At 69.3% G+C, this 17697-nt stretch carries 18 protein-coding genes; 15 read left to right on the top strand and 3 right to left on the bottom strand.

The annotated features are described in order from the left end of the window. The first annotated feature begins 76 nt into the window (after nt 1–76). A complete protein-coding gene (locus ACWDN5_RS40800; protein WP_449680046.1) occupies nt 77–388 on the top strand; it encodes a DNA-processing protein DprA in 312 nt (103 codons plus the stop codon). A gap of 170 nt (nt 389–558) precedes the next feature. After that, nucleotides 559–1539, top strand: a complete 981-nt coding sequence (locus ACWDN5_RS40795; protein WP_449680045.1) for a DUF4192 family protein — start codon at nt 559–561, stop codon at nt 1537–1539. A 129-nt stretch (nt 1540–1668) separates the two neighbouring features. On the opposite strand, the gene ACWDN5_RS40790 is transcribed toward ACWDN5_RS40795, so the two are convergent. Beyond that, nucleotides 1669–2268 carry a DUF6461 domain-containing protein gene (locus tag ACWDN5_RS40790; RefSeq protein WP_449680044.1) on the bottom strand — a complete coding sequence of 200 codons (600 nt, stop codon included), beginning with the start codon at nt 2266–2268 and terminating at the stop codon, nt 1669–1671. 90 nt (nt 2269–2358) lie between these two features. Further along, complete coding sequence (locus ACWDN5_RS40785) at nt 2359–3357, bottom strand: NucA/NucB deoxyribonuclease domain-containing protein (RefSeq protein ID WP_449680043.1); 999 nt, start codon at nt 3355–3357, stop codon at nt 2359–2361. 916 nt (nt 3358–4273) lie between these two features. On the opposite strand from ACWDN5_RS40785, the gene ACWDN5_RS40780 reads away from it, so the two are divergent. The 3 genes from ACWDN5_RS40780 to ACWDN5_RS40770 all read left to right on the top strand — a co-directional run bounded on the left by ACWDN5_RS40780 (nt 4274) and on the right by ACWDN5_RS40770 (nt 6869). Continuing rightward, nucleotides 4274–5278 carry a DUF932 domain-containing protein gene (locus ACWDN5_RS40780; RefSeq protein WP_449680042.1) on the top strand — a complete coding sequence of 335 codons (1005 nt, stop codon included), beginning with the start codon at nt 4274–4276 and terminating at the stop codon, nt 5276–5278. A gap of 1019 nt (nt 5279–6297) precedes the next feature. Further along, entirely contained in the window at nt 6298–6639 is a 342-nt protein-coding gene (locus ACWDN5_RS40775) for a response regulator transcription factor (RefSeq protein ID WP_449680041.1), read from the top strand. Continuing rightward, nucleotides 6636–6869 (top strand): hypothetical protein, encoded by a 234-nt coding sequence (locus tag ACWDN5_RS40770; protein WP_449680040.1) that lies wholly within the window; start codon nt 6636–6638, stop codon nt 6867–6869. The genes ACWDN5_RS40775 and ACWDN5_RS40770 overlap by 4 nt, the downstream gene beginning before the upstream one ends. Nucleotides 6870–7225: 356 nt before the next feature. On the opposite strand, the gene ACWDN5_RS40765 is transcribed toward ACWDN5_RS40770, so the two are convergent. Continuing rightward, nucleotides 7226–7675 carry a hypothetical protein gene (locus ACWDN5_RS40765; RefSeq protein WP_449680039.1) on the bottom strand — a complete coding sequence of 150 codons (450 nt, stop codon included), beginning with the start codon at nt 7673–7675 and terminating at the stop codon, nt 7226–7228. Nucleotides 7676–7755: 80 nt separating this feature from the next. Here ACWDN5_RS40765 and ACWDN5_RS40760 point away from each other — a divergent pair, with 80 nt between their 5' ends. From ACWDN5_RS40760 to ACWDN5_RS40715, 10 genes are all read left to right on the top strand, one after another. Further along, a complete protein-coding gene (locus ACWDN5_RS40760; RefSeq protein ID WP_449680038.1) occupies nt 7756–8181 on the top strand; it encodes a trypco2 family protein in 426 nt (141 codons plus the stop codon). 333 nt (nt 8182–8514) lie between these two features. Next, entirely contained in the window at nt 8515–10608 is a 2094-nt protein-coding gene (locus ACWDN5_RS40755; RefSeq protein WP_449680037.1) for a hypothetical protein, read from the top strand. Between the two features lie 99 nt (nt 10609–10707). Next, nucleotides 10708–11664 carry a PP2C family protein-serine/threonine phosphatase gene (locus tag ACWDN5_RS40750; RefSeq protein WP_449680036.1) on the top strand — a complete coding sequence of 319 codons (957 nt, stop codon included), beginning with the start codon at nt 10708–10710 and terminating at the stop codon, nt 11662–11664. Continuing rightward, a complete protein-coding gene (locus ACWDN5_RS40745; protein ID WP_449680035.1) occupies nt 11661–12644 on the top strand; it encodes a bifunctional DNA primase/polymerase in 984 nt (327 codons plus the stop codon). The genes ACWDN5_RS40750 and ACWDN5_RS40745 overlap by 4 nt, the downstream gene beginning before the upstream one ends. 16 nt (nt 12645–12660) lie before the next feature. After that, entirely contained in the window at nt 12661–13371 is a 711-nt protein-coding gene (locus ACWDN5_RS40740; protein WP_449680034.1) for a hypothetical protein, read from the top strand. A 191-nt stretch (nt 13372–13562) separates the two neighbouring features. Next, entirely contained in the window at nt 13563–14162 is a 600-nt protein-coding gene (locus tag ACWDN5_RS40735; RefSeq protein ID WP_449680033.1) for a hypothetical protein, read from the top strand. Between the two features lie 550 nt (nt 14163–14712). Beyond that, nucleotides 14713–15129: a hypothetical protein gene (locus ACWDN5_RS40730; RefSeq protein ID WP_449680032.1), complete on the top strand. Its 417-nt coding sequence runs from the start codon at nt 14713–14715 to the stop codon at nt 15127–15129. Continuing rightward, nucleotides 15122–15559: a hypothetical protein gene (locus ACWDN5_RS40725; RefSeq protein WP_449680031.1), complete on the top strand. Its 438-nt coding sequence runs from the start codon at nt 15122–15124 to the stop codon at nt 15557–15559. Before ACWDN5_RS40730 ends, ACWDN5_RS40725 begins: the two co-directional genes overlap by 8 nt. Before the next feature lie 56 nt (nt 15560–15615). Next, complete coding sequence (locus ACWDN5_RS40720) at nt 15616–16647, top strand: DUF4192 domain-containing protein (protein WP_449680030.1); 1032 nt, start codon at nt 15616–15618, stop codon at nt 16645–16647. Nucleotides 16648–17051: 404 nt separating this feature from the next. Further along, entirely contained in the window at nt 17052–17552 is a 501-nt protein-coding gene (locus ACWDN5_RS40715; RefSeq protein WP_449680029.1) for a single-stranded DNA-binding protein, read from the top strand. The last annotated feature ends 145 nt before the right edge of the window (nt 17553–17697 follow it).

Below are 17697 nucleotides of genomic sequence, written 5' to 3'. Positions count from 1 at the left end.
CTTACTTTCTGACACTTGACCAACTCCGCCATGATGCCCACAAACGGCCGCTCGACGCGGCGTGTCGCGTTGCTTAGTGCAGAGAAGCTTCCTCGCCCGCAACCGGCTCATCGCCGCCCTCACCGCAGCCACCCTGGTGGTCGAGGCCGCGCGGCGCAGCGGCGCCCGCAACACCGCGCGCCTGGCCGCCAAGCTCGGCCGGCCCGTCCTCGCCGTGCCGGGTCCCATCTCCTCGGCGGCATCAGCAGGATGTCACCGGCTGATCCAGGACGGCACCGCACGCCTGGTCACCTCCATCGACGACGTTATCGCCGTCATCGAGGAACGCGACGACCCCGACACGGAACCGGAGACGACCGTCCCTGCAGATGAGGCCGGCCGACGCTAGCGCACGCTCCGGCGGCGACCCGGACCTGATGCAGACCTGCTGACGCCGGGAAGTGTCATGGCCGCCGCCGGGACGCGCGCTCGGGCGGTGGCGGCTCACACCTGCGTGGGCCGCCACCGCCTCCCCAGGCCCCACACGGCCGGCGAGGCCGATCCCCAGGAGTACCGACCGTGACCACATACCTGACCCCAGGTGAATTGATCGGATCCCTGCCCGACACCTGCGCCGACACCCTCCACGTCATCGCGCTGCCGGCCCGTACTCGCACCACCAGCCGCGGGCGCCTCACCGCACCGGCCGGCGCAGCGTTCCCCGTAACCCGCATACGCGGCCTGAGCACCCGCGAGATCGCCGAGCACGTGCAAGCCGCCGTACCGGCCGAGCGCGACACCGACCTGGTCGTCGTCGTGATCGCCGAGGAGCACGCCCAACAATGGCTTCCGCTCCGTGCCGCGATCGCCGCGCTCGAGGCCGAGCTGCGCCCCGCAGGGCACACCATCCTCGGCCGCTACTGGGCCCCTCACACCCGACCCGGAGCTCCGTGGCGCGACTACCGCCGTCCCACCCACCTCGGCACCGTCATCCCGCCACGTGCCGACCTCGACTTCGCCAAGCCGCTCCGCCTCCGCGGGGACGCCCCGACCCCGACCTGGGGTCAGCCCTTCGCCCAGCCCGGCGAGACCCTGCCGGCCAGCATCGGCCGGTTCACCCGCCGAGTCGTGCCGCTGATCGTACGGCGCGGCGACGAGGCGAACCGGATCGTCACCCACGCCACCACCCAGGCCAGTCGCGGGGAATTCATCGACGACGTCGCGGCATTCGCCGCCATGACCGCGCTGGCCGACAACACCGTCTACGGCCCGATGCTCCTGCCACCGGCCGAGCACGACCCGCAGCGGGTCGAGCAGCTGTGGATGGCCCTCTACCGCGGCACCACCGACCACGGGACGCGCGCGCGGCTGGCCACCCTGATTACAGCCAGTGCCGTGCGCCGCGGCGACCGGCCCCTCACCACCTGCGCGCTCGCCCACGCTCACGGCGCGCCGGGCGCCGCTGCCATCGGCGTGCTGTTCCAACAGCACGCCAGCCCCGAGGTCGTCGAGTACGAACTCGACCTGCTCGCCGGCCAAGTCGGTGCAACCCGTCGGTAGTCCCGCGCCCGACACCGGCTCGGCCGCGGCGGCCCGGACATCGTTGCGTGCAGCGATGTTTCGGCAGGCCAGAGCGGGTACTTTTCTCACTTGGTCTGTCACTGATGGAAGACCTATGAGCGTCTCGAATCAGGCTGGCTGACGCCTGCGGCGGCGCGGCAGAAACCCCGATGGCCAACTCGCGGCACGTACGAGTTCTTCGGTAAGCCGTATTCCGGTCAGGCGATGCACGAGGTGCAAGGTCGCGATCGCCGGATCGACGCCGGTGTCCGAGCCTTCCGGCAGGAGCGAGACGGCACGCATGTCGTCCACCAGTCGGTCTGGCGCGGAGCCGGTTCGGATCCCAGGTATCGCAGGTTCGAACGCTGTGACCAGCTCTCCGTCGAGACTGAAGCTGAACCCGCCCATTCCGGAGCCAGTCTGAAAGATCGCAACCGCCTCGCCGTTATCACGCGACAAGGACGTCGCCCATTGCGCGTCAGCCCCCTTGAGCGAGCGAAATTCGATGAGAATTGCCCAACCATCCATGGTAGCAACACGCACGCCTAGTGCATCGCGATCGATGCCGAGCGAATCAACAGTTGCAGCATCGCCGTGAACAGCGCCCGAAGAATCTGCGCCGGCCGCGTGTAGCAACTGGACATCAGTCATCCCTCGCACACAGGTGACGCAGAACATCACCACCGCCGGATCGAGAGCCCAAGCGAAATCGTCATCAACGTCAGCCACGACGCAAGCCTATCGGAACTGCGAACGCGACGCTGCCGTGTTGCTGAGTCGCCCGCGTGCAGCGCAGGCGCCCCAGCAACAAACGACTTGCTATCGGGTGGTGACCCAGTAGGCGTCACCATCGACGACACGCTGGTCCTGGACGAACTGGCCGAGGTCGCCGCCGACATCGGTGTTCTGCGGAAGCGGGACGTGCGCTCGAGCGCAGGTGCTGTTGCCGGCCGGTTTGAACACCGTCACCGCGCCGTTCGCGTGTGGGATGATCTCCGCACAGTCGATTCCGTCCATGCTGCCACCTTCCCGGGTGGCCGCAAAGGGGAACTCATCGCAGCTGTCGTTGGGAACAGTACTGTCCGGTGCCCAGTTCTGCCCACAGATGCGGGTCCGGTTGGCGCGCTGGATGGTGAGGTTCGCCTGCCGGTGCAGTGGCTCGCCGGCGCCACGCTTGCCTGGATGACTCGGCAGGTTGTCCTGAGCCCACTGCACCCCCACGGCGGCAGCTGGGAACTCGATCCGGTCAACGTTGAACGTGGGCGTGAACACGCTGACCACACAGCCGGCCGTGTTGCCGACCTGGTTGTCACACCGCAGTGGCGGCGCGCTGTACTGGACGGGCGCGTCACCGAGCGAGCCGGTCAGGACGAGCTGCAGCGTGTAGGACGTCCGGAAGGAGTCCGCAGAGCCCTTGGCCTGCGAATTCGTGAAGGCGATCGATCCCGAGCGAGTACTGCCCGGCGTAATTGGAGTGTTCGCGGGGAACGGAGCAGAGGTGGTCGTCGAGCACGCGGAGTCGCACGAAGCCGACCAGTTGGCCCACATGAATTTCCCGACCGCCACCCCCCAGGCGGACTTGTCCACAAACGTCAACTCCGCGCGCTCGGTCCAGTCCGTCTTGTTCGGAGCAAGCTCGGTGTACTGAGCGACTGTGAAGCGCGCGCCACCGACGGGCGCATGCGTTTTCGCGTCATAGGCGGTGTAAGTGAGACCTGCGTGCCAGCAACTCGTGAATCGCGACAGTTGCCACTCGGCGTCCGGCGCGCTCGCACACGGAACGGCCGTCAACTGCCGGGCCGTGACGTCGGAGTTCACGGATCGGCCGTCCGTCACAGTGTTGCCGTAGAAGTACGGCCCCAGCGGGTCCGCAGAGGCACCAACAGGGACAAGCACCCCACTGACAACCATGCTGAAAAGTGACACGACGGCTATCAATACCGTTTTTCTCATTGTCTCCCCACATAGATTTATGCCAACCAACAAATGAGCCGGCAATAACTCTTCGAAGAAGAGAGAAGATCCACTCGGATCTAAGCTCAGAATCGCGACACGCACACCAAGCGGAGGCCGTCATAGATTGCCACTAACGGATGCGACAAAGCCTGTCACGCCCCCTCGTCGCGCCGCATCGACTCGAACCTTCCCCGCTTCCTGTATAGCGACTTCACCCAGGAGCAAGCCAGCCTCCATTAGAGTGATCAAGATCCGCGTGTGCTCACACCTGCGGTTCAGCGAAATTTCCTTATCCAACAAGCAGAAGGAGCAGAGGAAGCGTCCTTTTGCCGCAGCAATCTTGCACACGCGGCCGCTGTGCCCAGATCCCGTTCACGATCGCGAGCCTCGCCGAAGAACTGGTGCCGGCCCCCAGTGCCGTCGTCTCCCACTACCATCGGTTACCCGCCTGCGCCGACGGTGTCGTCGCAGAACGACCACCGGCTTGAGGTCGTCAGCGCGAGCGTTCCCTCCTCGCAGCAAGCTGACGCAGCGGCATTGACAGAAACGTTGCGCTCCTATCACGCCGAACCAGGCGCTCGGCCGTCGCGACGCGACCGGGCCCAGAGAACCAGGCCCGCGCCGGCGGCGCACAGCCACCAGCACACCACGACATCGTCCCGCAGCACGTGCTCGTGCGCCGCCGGCGCTCAGCCTGGTGAGCCGTGGCCGTCCACCCGCGAGCCCGTGCCCCCAGGGCACCAGGCTCGCCCAGCGCCACACCGGAAGGGCGATCGTCGTGTCCAAGGAAACCAGCAAGTGGCTCAACACCCACGTCCTCATCGGATTCACCGACAAACGCGGCCACGCCTGGCACTACCGCGCCGAAGACCAGACCACCGAACCCAACCACTACCCCGGCCCCATCCCCATCGGCGACGTCAAACGACGCCTCTTTGGCTGGACCGCCGAACCCGCCCGGGTCTTCGTCGAAGACCGATTCGGGCTTCGCCTGGCCGAGCACCACCTGGGCGTCACCACCTCCGACACCGGCGATCTTCTCGCCATCCACACCGACGAGTACGGCATCCACCAGTACGGGACCTGGCTGCTGGACAACGTCGCCACCCTGCTCGACGACGGCCTCACCATCGGCTCCGCCGGACTGTTGCGCAACCGCAAGCAAGCCTGGGTCAGCGTCGAGATCCCCGACAACATCGTCACCCCCGAAGGCGTGGAATTCCGACCCAACCTGCTCGCCTGCTCCAGCCACGACGCCAGCCTGAAAACCCGCTACAAGCGAGTCGTCACCAACATCGTCTGCGACAACACGATGGCCGCCGGACTGCGCGAAGACGGCCAGGACCACGCTGTCGTCCACAAGCGCAACAGTGCCCTGCAGCTGCTTTCGGCTCGTGAGGCGCTGCAGATCGTGCACACGGTCGCCGACGACTTCGCCGCCGAGGTCAAGAAGCTGTGCCAGACCACCGTCACCGACCAGGCCTGGAAAGCGTTCCTCGACGCCCACACCCCGATCCCCGCCGAGCCGGGCCGGGCACGCACCAACGCCGCCACCAAGCGCTCCGCGCTGACCCGGCTGTGGACCAGCGACAGCCGGGTCAGCCCGTGGAAGAACACCGGCTGGGGCGTCGTACAGGCGGTCAACACCCACCTACACCACGAAGCCGTCATCCGCGGCGCCACTCGCGCCGAACGGAACATGACGCGGGTGATGTGCGGCGAGCTGGCCAAGCACGACCGCGCCACCACCGCCGTCCTGCGCAAAGTCCTCGCCGCGATCTGAGCTCTGACCGGTCCCCGCCTTTACTCTCCGTTCCACTTCACGAGAGGACTTCCATCGTGAGCACCAGCACTATCCCGCTGGTGGAGTGCGCACCCGCGGTTGCACGGACACTGGGCACGGGATCTCGATCGCGGTGTCCCGGCCCAAGCCTCTACCGCTGCCACGACGACTGCATCACCTGCCTCGACGCCCTCGCTTCCGGCTGGCTCCGCGGGTTCACCGACGCCCGCGCCTACGCCGACCGCATCACTCGGCAATCTCGACGCCACGGCCCTGCTCGAGCAGGCCGCACCCGTGCTCGCCGCGATCGATGAGGCTCGCGATGCGTTCACGAAGCAGGTCGACCTCGTCGGCCCGGCACTGGCGCGCGACGCCGTCACCGCGATCGCCGACGCCGGCGATCGGGTGATCGACTGCACCACCACCGATTGGTGGGCCGCCTCCCGCCTCTCGCGTGCCGCCCCGGACCGTGCCGCCGCGTGCGGCCTACCGGTTCCACCAGATCTAGGAGGTCCGTGTCGACCGCCGCGCCGTCGGCAGTGTCCACCTCACCATCACCGGTCTGGTCGACCGCGACCATCCGCTCTGCGCCCCGACCTACCCGACGACGAGCCAACCGGCCACGACTCCATTCACACCGCCGCCCTCACCACATGACCCGCGGATCGCAAGCCGCCCGCAACCCGTGCGACGGTTCCCGACCACACCTGACCTCGCCGGACGGCGCGCGGCCCCGACCACGCGACCAGACCCCGCGGCACCGGTCAAGGCCCAGATCGCGAGCTCGAACCCCCGTATGCGGCCGGGGCCCTTGACCGGTACCACGCCGGGCCTGGATGTCCCGGAGTCGTCCACACGCCACCCCGCGCGAGGCCACCTGAATGAACCGGGATCCCCGAGTTCGGCACGCCCTGCCCCGGGCACGCCGAACCCCGGTTCGGGGCTGGCCGGGGGCAGCGCACGCGCCGCGCTGCCCCGGCCAGCCCCCTCGTCTCACCACACGACCCGGAGGTCCGACCATGCCCAAATCAGCAGAGCTGACCGCTACCGAACGGGAAGTCCTCGACGACGTCGCACTCGGGCTGAACAACATCCAGATCGGCGCGAAACAGTTCCGTTCGACCGAAACCATCCGCACCCACATGAAGAACATCTTCGCCAAGCTGAAGGCCCGCAACCGCGCACATGCCGTCGCTATCGCCTACAACGCCGGCATCCTTCGCTGCCCGGTCCCGCACCTGCCCCAGACGCAGCCCATACCCGCCCGGATATCACCATCACCGTGCCGACGCAGCGCCGCCGCCACGCCGACCGCCAACCGCTCCGCCGAACGCCAGCCCACGCCGGGACGACCACGGTGACCGACCTCCGCCCGACCGACGCGCCCGACTACCTCAACCCCTCGACGCTGCCGCTCGTCATCGACCCTGCCGATCTCGGCGCCGAAGCCGGGATAGTGATCAGCGAACTTCTCACCCGAAACCCCGCCGACGCTGCCACGATCCTGCAGGGCGCGGCGCTCCTGTTCGCCGCCGACGCCGGAACCCCCGCCGAATGCCTGGCCACCTCGATGACCTGGCTCTATGGCTGACCTGCTCGTCCGCCAGCCACATCTGAGTCAAGTGAAATGAATATCAGTGTCAGTGATATTCATCTTTTCGACGCGGGCATCAGGGAGGTAAGGCCGACCGATGAGCGAGCTGGGTGCGCGGGTTCGGGCAGCGCGCGACGCCACCGGTCTCGGAAAAAGCCCTTTCCGACTGACGCCCCATCGGGGGAGCCATTCGCAGGAGCGGTGACTTCCGTTCCTTCCAGCAAGCGCCGAATCCCTGCCAGGACCACGTTCGTTGCAACTGGACGTTCACGCTGGAGCATCGGTCCCGTCGGCGGTGTAAGTCAGGAAGGTCGCCCGGACCCGGGTGCCACCACCGGGGCGATCGCTCACGGTCAGGTCGCCGCCATACGCCGCGCACCATCACCGCACGCTTTCCATGCCATACCCGGAACTCGGGGAATCCGCGAGCCGCGCAGGCCGCGACGGTCATCGCGGACAGTGATCGCGAGCCGAGTGTGATCGCACGTCATCAGCACCTGCGCGGTGGCTCGCCGCCGCGTGCTTGACGACGTTCGCCAGTGCTTCCTGGACAATCCCGCACCCACTCCCGCGCCGATGATGGCGCCGACCGGACCGCCCACCAGAGCACCCGCTCCCGCAGCACCGGCAGTCACCGCGTCATGAGGCACACTCTGACAGTCCCGCGCCTGCGCCACCGGACCGCTCACCAGATCCACTGCGAGCGCCGAACCAGCGAGCAAGGCCACGAGCGCTGCCCTGCGGCGGTACGCATGCACGGAATCACTCGCCAAAATCTGCGAACCATCAGCTTCACCCTGCATTCTGCTCTCCTTCGTCAACGCCAAGCGGATGACAAGAGCTTGTATCTGAGCGGCGACGTCTTCGGTACAAAGCCGCACGAATGATGTGGTTCTTCCACAATTCGTTGGACACTTCGCCTGTCCCCTTGGCGGTGGCGCTCGGCCGGCGTTCTGATCGAGCCCAGCGGCAGGCGGCCGGATTCCGACAGGCGATGACACCGCCTCTGAAGTTGCGTCCTCAACCGACTACCTGCACCAGCATGCCCTTCACGCCTGCCGCAACGAGCTCCTTCCGACACCGCCGCCCACGCCCTGATGCGCCCTCACCTGTTGAGCTGGCAGACGCGGTACCGGTGGCCCGGGACCAACTGATGGTGACTGCGGCGCACGTGGCGAGCAGCGACGTCCACTTCGTCGTTGGACCGACCGAGCTGAAGTTTGCGCTGGGGTTGCACGGGGACACGAAGGACCAAGCGGGATTCAAGGCGTGGGCTGTCTCCGCCGATGCCGAAGGCGGCGTGACATAGGACGACTTCACGCAGAGAACGAAGATGACGCTGGGAATGAAAAGTATCGCTGCGCTCGGAAAGCGGGCGTGGGTGTTCTGGTCGGGCCAGCGCACTCTAGCGGAGCCTGGCGTCGGCGGCACCCGCCTGCTTTACCGTCACGGCCGCGACAGTGCTGGCGGAGGCGGGCATACCGCCGACGTCGGCGGCCCCGCTGAGACGAGTGCGTCCCGACCGGGACACCCGCACTCCGCTCGTTCTCCGCCACTACCCGGAGATTGGCGGCCTGCGGGGTTCGTGGCCAGTCATCGAAGCTCATTCGGTGACCGGCCGGCCCGTGTGAAGGAGCCCTTCGTGACCAGCACGATGGATCTGCCGACCCAGCGCGACACCGACAAGACCACCTCCACCACCACACCGGACACCCACCTCGCGTCGTCCGCTCTGGACAGTGCCGCCGACGACACGTCGTCGGCCAGCGACGTGACGGGTCCCCCGCTGGACGAGCTGGCCGGCGAGGAGCGCGCGGCCCTGCACGCCCGATGGGATGCCGAGGTCGACACCGTCCAGCACGTCGACCCGCACACGGTGCTGCTCGCGGAGAACGTGCGCACCGACAACGCCGAGGCCGACGAGGAAACGACGGCGAACTTCAAGACCCACGGCGTCATAACCGCGGCCAACGGCTACCGCGACTACGACACCGGCGCCATCGTGGTCACCGAAGGCCAGCGCCGCGTCCTCAACGCCCGCGAAGCCGGCTGCACGGTGCCGGTCTGGATGAAAACCCCGCCGACGGCCGACGAACGCAAGGCCACCATCGAGCGGATCGTCAACCAGTTCATCGAAAACGATGTCCGCATCGGGCTCACCCTGGGCGACAAGGCTCGCGGCATGGAGCAGCTCACCGCGTTCAACCTCACCCCGACCGGAATCGCCCGCAAGCTCGCCCTGGGCAAGAAGGGCAAAGCCTACGTCGAGAACGTCTTGCAGGCCGGCCGCAGCGAGCTGGCGCTCAAGGCCGCCGAACGCTACGACCTCGACGTGCTGCAGGCGGCCGTGGTGGCCGAATTCGACGAGGCCGGTGACCGCGACACCGCGAAGGAACTCCTCATCATCGCGCGCGACAATCCGAACAACTTCAGCGTCGTCGCCGAGCGCAAGCGCGCCGAACGCGCCCAGAAGCAGCAGCTCGCCGCACTGATCGAGGACCTCACCGAGGAGCTGACCTCCGCAGGAGCCACGATCTTCGACGACAGCCTGCCCCAGCACGACGGGGACGCACGCTCGCTGGACCGGCTGCGGCCCACCCCCGAACACGAGCCCCACACCGAGCTGACCGCCGAGGACCACGCGTCCTGCCCGGGGCACGGCGCCTGGATCGAAACCGACCACTACGACGAGCAAGGCACCCAGATCCCGGTAGCCGTCTACGGGTGCGCCGACTTCCGGGCCCACGGTCACGCCCTCGCCTACGCCCCGGCCGGCCGCGCGGACTTCACCCCCGTGACCACCGACACGACCAGCGCCGGGGTGCCCGGCCACGCCGTCGACCCCGATTCACTCGGCGACGCGGACGCAGCCGGCGAGACCGACGAGATCGCGGCCGCCCGCGCCGCCCAGGCCGCCGCGGAACTCGAGCGCCAGAAGGCGCGGATCATCCGCAGGTGGGTGATCCAGAACAACAAGGACTGGGACGCCTCGCAGACCCCGCGCCGGGAATGGCTGACCGGGCTGGTGCGGCGCAAGACCGCGCCGCAGGGCGCGCAGCTGTTCCTCGCCCTGCAGAAGGCCCACGGCGGCTACGCGCTGCGGCGCGCGTTCGAACGCAACCACCCGTTGGGAATGGAAATGTTCGGCATGCCAGTCGGTGCCACGCTCGCCGACCTGACCGCCAAGATCGCCAAGGCGCCCACGGCGGGAAAGGCCACCCTCTACGACCTGGTCCTCACCCTGTGCGCGATCGAGGACGACCTGTCCCCCAACACCTGGCGCAGCCCATGGGGCTCGTCCCAGGCGTACATGGCCGCGATCGTCAGCTGGGGCTACCCGGCCTCCGATGTCGAGCGGAAGGTCATCGACCCGGAATCCGAGCAGGACGTCATCGCCGCCCAGCTCGGTGAATCCGACACCGCGGCCACCACCGACGAACAGCCCGACGACGACGGCGACGAAGCCAGCGAAGTGCAGAGCCACCAGCCGGGCCAGGACTCCAACAGCGAGGCGACCGACGACGACATCGACGGCGACGGCGGGCCCGCCCAGGCTCACCTCCAGGACCTCGACGACGTCACCAGGGGCGATGAGAACGAAACCGCGGGCACGGTCGAGGAGACCGACACGGCGGCCGACGTCGCCGATGACGACGCCACCAAACGCCAGGACCAGCCGTTCCGGCCCGACGACGAAGCCGAGGGCGAAGGCGAGTTGACCGGGGCCGCGAACTAGCCGCCCGGACCACCACCGCACCCGATTCCTCGCTGGGGCGGGCCCGCGCACTGCGCCGCGGCGCCCGCCCCGGTCCCATGCGTGAACGGAGTCGCTCCGATGCACCCGCACCTTCCACCGGTCTTCGACCACATCCACCGCACCAGTACCTACGCCTCGGCGAACCACCCCGTCTGGCCCCACGCCCCGCTCCCGCCCGGACCAGCCTGGACACACGCCACCTGCCGCTGTGGCTGGGCCGAGATTGCCGAATCCCACAGCGACGCCCGCGCTCTGGCCCGCCACCACCGCCGCTACGCCGGCGAACACGCCAGCTACCTACCCGGCACGGCCGTGCGCATCGGCGGCCGCAGCCACCAGGCCGACGCCACCGGCATCCATGTCTCCATCACCGGCACGCGCCACGGCTGGGCCCTGGCCGACGGCATCGGCGATCACTCGCTGGCCGCCTATGCCGCGGGCAGTGCCGCAGCCACCGCCGCCTACGCCGCCGCCGACCGCGGCGCCGTCGCCGGCCTGCTCGCCGCCACCGCCACCCTCACCACCCTCCACGACGGCGACACCGTCATGGTCGTCGCCACCCCACTGCCGCCCGAACGCGGCGATGGCTGGGACATCGCGTGGGTCGGAGACTGCCGCGCCTACGAATACGACCCCGACACCGACGTCCTCACCCAGCTCACCGTCGACCACACCGAAGGTCAAGACCTGCGCGAAAGCCTCGCGGAGTCCTACCGGGATCGGCCCCAAGAACTCGAGGAGCTGGCGGCCCGGCGGGACAACGTCGTCACGAGTTCCGTGGCCACCGCCACCCCCGCCGACATCGGCCACGTCACCACCACCGGTCCGCGGCGTCGGTTGCTGCTGACCAGCGACGGCGTCCACAAACCCGTCCCGCATTCCTCTCTCGTCCGCGCGGTCCGCACGTTCAGCGACCCGGGCGCCTGCGCCGCCCGGCTGACGCTCGCCGCGCGGCACTTCGGCGGCACCGACAACGCCGCCGCCATGGTCATCGACCCCATCCCCGCCCCGATCGCCGCCGAGCTGGTGCCATGAGCGCCCCCACGACAGCGGTCACGCTCATCGCCGGCGCCAACGGACTGCTGGGTGCGGCGTTGGACATTGCCGCGCGCGGGTGGCCGGTTTTTCCCCTCGCCCCGCACAGCAAGCGACCTGCCATCCGCGGCTGGCAGCAGCGAGCAACCTGCGATCCCGACCGCATCCGCCGCTGGTGGCACCGCCACCCGTCGTGCAACGTCGGGATTGCCTGTGGGCCAGCCGGGCTGCTGGTGCTCGACCTCGACGCCGCCCACGGCCCGATCCCCATCCCGTGGGCCCGCCAAGGCATCAGCCACGGCCGCGACGTCCTGGCGCTGCTCGCGCACCAGGCCGGCGAACCGGACCCGGTCGACACCTTCACCGTCACCACCCCGCATGGGGGCGAGCATCGCTACTTCCACCGGCCGCCCGGATCGCGGCTGCGCAGCACCGTCGGCGGTCGCGGCCGCGGGCTCGGCTGGCACGTCGACACCCGCGGCCCCGGCGCACTCATCACCGCCCCGAGATCCATCGCCGTCGTCCAGGGCGTGCTGGTCCCGTATGCCGTCACCGGGGACCTACCCGTCGCTGAGCTCCCAGGATGGCTGGTCGCCGCCCTCACCCCACCATCACCGCCGCCCCACCCCGCTGTGGTTCCGATGCCGCCGGTGACCAGCCACCGCGTCACCGCCTACGTCCAAGCCGCTGTCACCGCGGAATGCTGCAACGTCGCCACCGCCACCGAGGGCCACCGCCACATCGCCGTCTACGCCGCCGCCGCAGCCCTCGGGGAACTGCTGGGCAACGGCTGGATCAGCGCCGCCGCGATCACCCACTACCTCACCGAAGCCGCCCGCCGCCACCTGGGCGTCGCCGACTTCGACGCCCGCGAACTGACCACCACCATCCGCGACGGCATCGCCGCCGGCCGCGAACACCCCCGCATCCTCACCGACCGCCCCGCACCCCGACACCGGTCGCAGCCGGGTGCCCGCTGATCGAAGGGACCTTGTCATGCCCGACACCACATCGCCCGAACCCAACGCCGCATCGAGCCTCACCTGGCTCTGGCAGCGTCAACCGGACAGCACCGACCTGGAAAAGGCCCTCATCCCCATCCACCTGATCCCCGCGGGCTGGCTGCCGAAGCTCCAGCACCGCTACCCCGAAGGCGATCGCGTCCGCTTCACCTACAACGGGAAACCCCAGCTGGGCACGGTCGTGCAAGACCAGGGAATGTATCTGGCCATCGCCGGCGAACGGCCCGGCTCGGGCTTCACCATCCACAAGACCAACGTTATCCCGCACGACGCCGAACCCAGCGCACCAACCGACCCAGCCATCGTCACAGCGATCGACCCGCATCCCCGCCCCGTCGTCCGCCGCGAAGGCCACACCGCGACCGCGTACTGGAATCTCGGCCGGCAGGACGACGATAGCTGGCTTCCCTGGGCGCGTCTGCACATCGCCTTCCACGCCACGCTCGGGTTCGTCGCCACACTCTCGAGCGTGGAAGAACGCGACCAGGCCGGCGAGCACCGCGAACGTCGCCGGCCACTCGATCCGGTCGTCGTCCATCACCACCCGGCGCGCCGCCCCAGCCACCACGCCATCCGCACCTGCCTGCGCGACGCCATCGACATCGTGATCTCCGAGGCCCGGCAACGCCAACCGGCGGTCTGCGCCCACTTCGTCCCGATCCTGAGTACCCCGCACGAGAGGTAGCCAGCGGCCGGGCTCGCCGGGACGGCGCCGCGGCCTGTCCCGGTCACCAGAAAAGCACGGCGTGGCCCGGAACCCGCCACGGTGCCGATCCTCGGTCGGGCAGCCGAGGGCCCAGGGCCCCGCCGTGCTCGCGAAGCCCCGTTCACCCCCAGCGGCCCCGTCCGCCGGAAACCACCGTTCAAGGAGGGCAGATGACGCAGCCGCCGTTCCAGGTTCCCGAGGGATACCGCCAAATTCACCTGGGCGGGCCGTGGGCCCCCGCCAGCTGCCCCCACTGTGGCGGCAACGGCGAGTACTCAGTCAGCGACGACACCAACGAGGCATGGGACCCGGACGAGACTCAACCGTGGTACCCGCAGCCCTGCGATTGCCTCTGGTCACCGCCACCGGAGGTCCTGCGCGCGCTCGACCCCGCGCAATTACGCCTGTGGCGTCACCGGGAGCGGATGCGTGAGGTCTTCGACGCGATCGGCTCACGCCAGGTCGGCGGCACCTACTGGTGCCGCTACTGGCATCGCTGGTACATCGTCGAGTCCATCGAGATCCGCTTCCGCGACGGCGACCTGACCCGCCCGACCTGGTCGATCACGGCACGCTGGGCCAGCGACGATCGCGGCACCCACCACACCCTTTGGGATCGCTACTACTACAGCACGACGCCTCCAGCGCCCTCGCCTGGCCCGGCCCCGGCGCCGCCGGAACTGCGCTCTCGCACCGCGGTCTCCTGCCAGTGGTGCCGCTCGCCGTTCAGGCTCGTCCGCGCCGTTCATCGCCCGTTCTGCACCGACTGAAGGGAACGCCCGATGTCTGCACCTCGTTCACCTGCCGTCAGCCACCGCGCAGCCGGGCCGGTTCTTCCTCGCGAACCCGGGGCGGTACAGCTGACCGCGCGCCCGGCGTCCTGTCCCCCGCAACCAAACCGTCGGCTGGCATGGACGCGACAAGTCGATCCGCGAGTTCTTCACCCGGACCGCGACGTGATCGACTTCCCGAACCGGCCGTAGCCGACTCGGCGCCCGGAGGGCTGCGACGACCGCACCTCCACCGCGCTCTGGCTCGACGCCGAGGGAATCCCGGCTGAGCTGTCTGCCTTGATTCGCCAGGCCCAGCGGGCAGTGGAGCAGCAAATGAGCGTCATCGGCGGTGACAAGCCGACGGGCCGCTGAGTCCGCAGCCGCGGTCAGGCACTCCGGTCGGCGGGTGACCGCCGCCAGCACAGCACACCCGGGGCCCTCGGGCGCCGGCTCTCCTCAGCCCGCAGCGTGAACCGACGGGGCGCCCGAGGACCGCGGGCGTGCTCAGGGAGGACGGGTTCACCCGCACCCGACCCGGAGGTACTCAGTGACCACATCGACCGTCCACACCACACCACACGAATACAACGAATCCGCCTACGCGCGAGCGTGCCGGCTGATCGAAACCGAACTCGGCGGCCGCCGCATCACACCGCAACCCATCACATGGGCCGAGCAGCACACCCGAGCCCGGCGGCACAAGACCGCGCTCATCACGGCGGTATGGAAGAAGTGCCTCGTGTCCGGTGTCGTCGACGCGTGCCGGGTCGTCGAGGCCGTCTACCCCGTCCTCGACGTCGACGGGCGCTGCACCGACGCCGCTGTCACCGCAGCCGCGAACATCATCGAACCCGACGCGCACACCTGGACCACGCAGCGGCATGCCGAAAACCTCGAGTTCACCCGCGCGTGCCTGAACCGCGCGCTCGCCGAGGCGAACACGGCGGTGACCGACCATGGCTGAGGACAAGTTGTGGGTCACCGCCTACGACTGGAGCCGCTCGTACGTGCTGCGCGAGTCGGTCGCCTGCAACATCCCTCACCGCGGCAGCCTCGAGGACTACGGCGCCTGGAATCTCGCGCGCGGTGTCCTCGTCGAGCTGTGCCGCGCCCTGCCCGCGACACCGATCTCGCTGGTCTACGACGAGCCCGTCCAGCGCCGCAACCGCATGCGCGTCGCGATCCGGATCACCGCACACGCCCGGCGCGCCGACGGGCAGGACGTGCGCGTGATCTACCGCAGCGAACGCACCGACACCGCACCCTGGCCGGACTTCTGGAGCGTCGCGGTCAACGGATTCGTCCCGGCCTCCGGCCGGGACGTCCGACGACCCTCGCCGCCGTGGATAGCCCTCACCGCCGCGCAGACGCTGCGCGCCGAGATCGGCCGCTGATCCACAGACCGGGCTCCACCGAAAGCCCGTACTCCCCCTTCTCGGGAAGGATGCTCATGTCTCTCACCCTCGCCAGCACCACCTCCATCGTCGCCAGCGTCCCGGCGCTGCTCGGCTTCATCCCCGACGAGTCTCTGGTGCTGATCACCGCACTCACCAACAACGACGGCACGGTCACCACCGGCCCACTCAGCCGAATCGACCTCGCCCACCTCACTGACCATGCCGACGACTGCGCGCGGCAGTTCAACCGGCAATGCTGCGACCTGCCCGTCCTCTGCGTCACCGGCATCCTCGTCCGCACCGTCGACGATGCCGGTGACGACTCGCTGCCGCTGCGCGCCGACGTCGACACCGTCGTCACACAGCTGGCCGAGCACGGATTCACCGACATCGACGTCGTTCACGTGCCGGCTATCGCCGAGGGCGCGCGGTGGCGCTCCTATCTCGACCCCGACCGCACAGCTGTCCTGCCCGACCCCGCAACCACCCCGGCCGCGGTCGCCGCCATCGCCGCCGGACACACCATCGCCTCTTCCCGGGAAGACCTCGCGGCGCGGTTCACTCCCGCACCGGAGCATCTCCGCGCACGTCTGCAACCCCGCATCACCGACGCCGTCGAATCCGCAGCCATCGACCAGCACCGGCACCTCGCCGCACACGTCCGCCTAGCCCGCGCCGACGCCGCGATCCGCGCCGCCGCCCACGGCGAGCTGCCCGCCGACGATGCCGTCGTCGCCGATCTCGCCGCGACCTTCGCCACGCTGCCGTTCCGCGACGCCCTGCTCGCCGTCCCCGACGACGCGACGCGCCTGGCGGCCGAGAACCTGGTTCTGCACCTGTGGCGCCACAGCAGCGCCCCCATCGCCGGCCAGCTCGCCACCGTCATCGCCGCGCACGCGTACCTGCGTGGCGACGGAACACGAGCGCGGATCGCGCTCGAGAACGCCGGTCCCGAACAGCCCCTGACCGAGCTCCTTTCACGTCTGCTCGGCCACGCTGTCGCACCGTCGGAGATCCGTCACCTGATCCAGAACGCCAGCACCGAAACTCGGCGCACCCTGCTCGGCGAGCCCACGATCGAGTAGGCATGACTCCCACCCTCTCCACGCCGTTCGCGCCACTCGCCAGAGTGCCCCGAAGCGAGGCGGCAGCCCTCAGCCCGAACGCCAGCCGGACATGCGCGGGATGGTCGTGGGTGATGGCGCGACGGCGGGCAGGTGTCACCGCGTGGCCTTGCCCGGCTCGCCGGGTCGTGAACCGCCCGGAGGTAAGCACACCCCGGCCGGGGGCTGTGCGTCCCCGAAGCTCGGCCCGATCCGCCCGGGTGAACCAGCCTTCCACCTGCCGGGATCGGGCGCCTGTCCCGCCGTAGCTGGTTCACGCCGGGCGGATGAGCCGGGCCGGGGACGTCGCCTGACGGCGCCCCCCGGCCGCCGCGTGCTCAGGCTGCGCCGCGTTCCACACCCCAACGAGCACCAGGGAGGCCACCATGGCCGGCGACACCACCATCACCATCATCGGCAACCTCACCGCCGATCCCGAACTGCGCTTCACCAACGCCGGGGCGGCGGTCGCGAACTTCACCGTCGCCTCCACCCCGCGCACGTTCAACCGCGCCACCGGCGAGTGGGAGGACGGCGAGGCCCTGTTCATGCGCTGCACCATCTGGAAGCAGGCCGCGGAAAACGTCGCCGAGTCCCTGACCCGCGGTGACCGCGTCGTCGTCCAGGGCCGCCTCCAGCAGCGCTCGTTCGAGACCAAGGAAGGCGAGAAGCGCACCGTGATGGAGCTGACCGTCGATGAGATCGGACCCTCGCTGCGCTACGCCACCGCCGCAGTCACCAAGAACGCGAAGGCGACGGTGAACCCGGACCTGGCCACCAGCACCCAGCCGCGCGCGACCTCGGACGGCAACCCGTGGAGCGCCGCGCCCGAGGGCGAACTGGTCGGCGCGACCGCCGGCGGGTTCAGCGACGAGCCGCCGTTCTGATGAAGCCCGGTGTTCGGCCGGACCTTCCCCTCCGGCCGGACACCACCCCACCACCGCCCGCGGCCTCATCCAGCCCGACGCGGTATTTCATTCCGACCGCGGCGTCCAATACACCTCCGGCCAGTTCCGCGCCGCCCTTGCCGAA

The organism is Amycolatopsis sp. NPDC003731, from assembly GCF_053586895.1.
The sequence above is the reverse complement of the archived record's forward strand: the minus strand, read 5'-3'. Positions and strand labels throughout refer to the sequence as shown.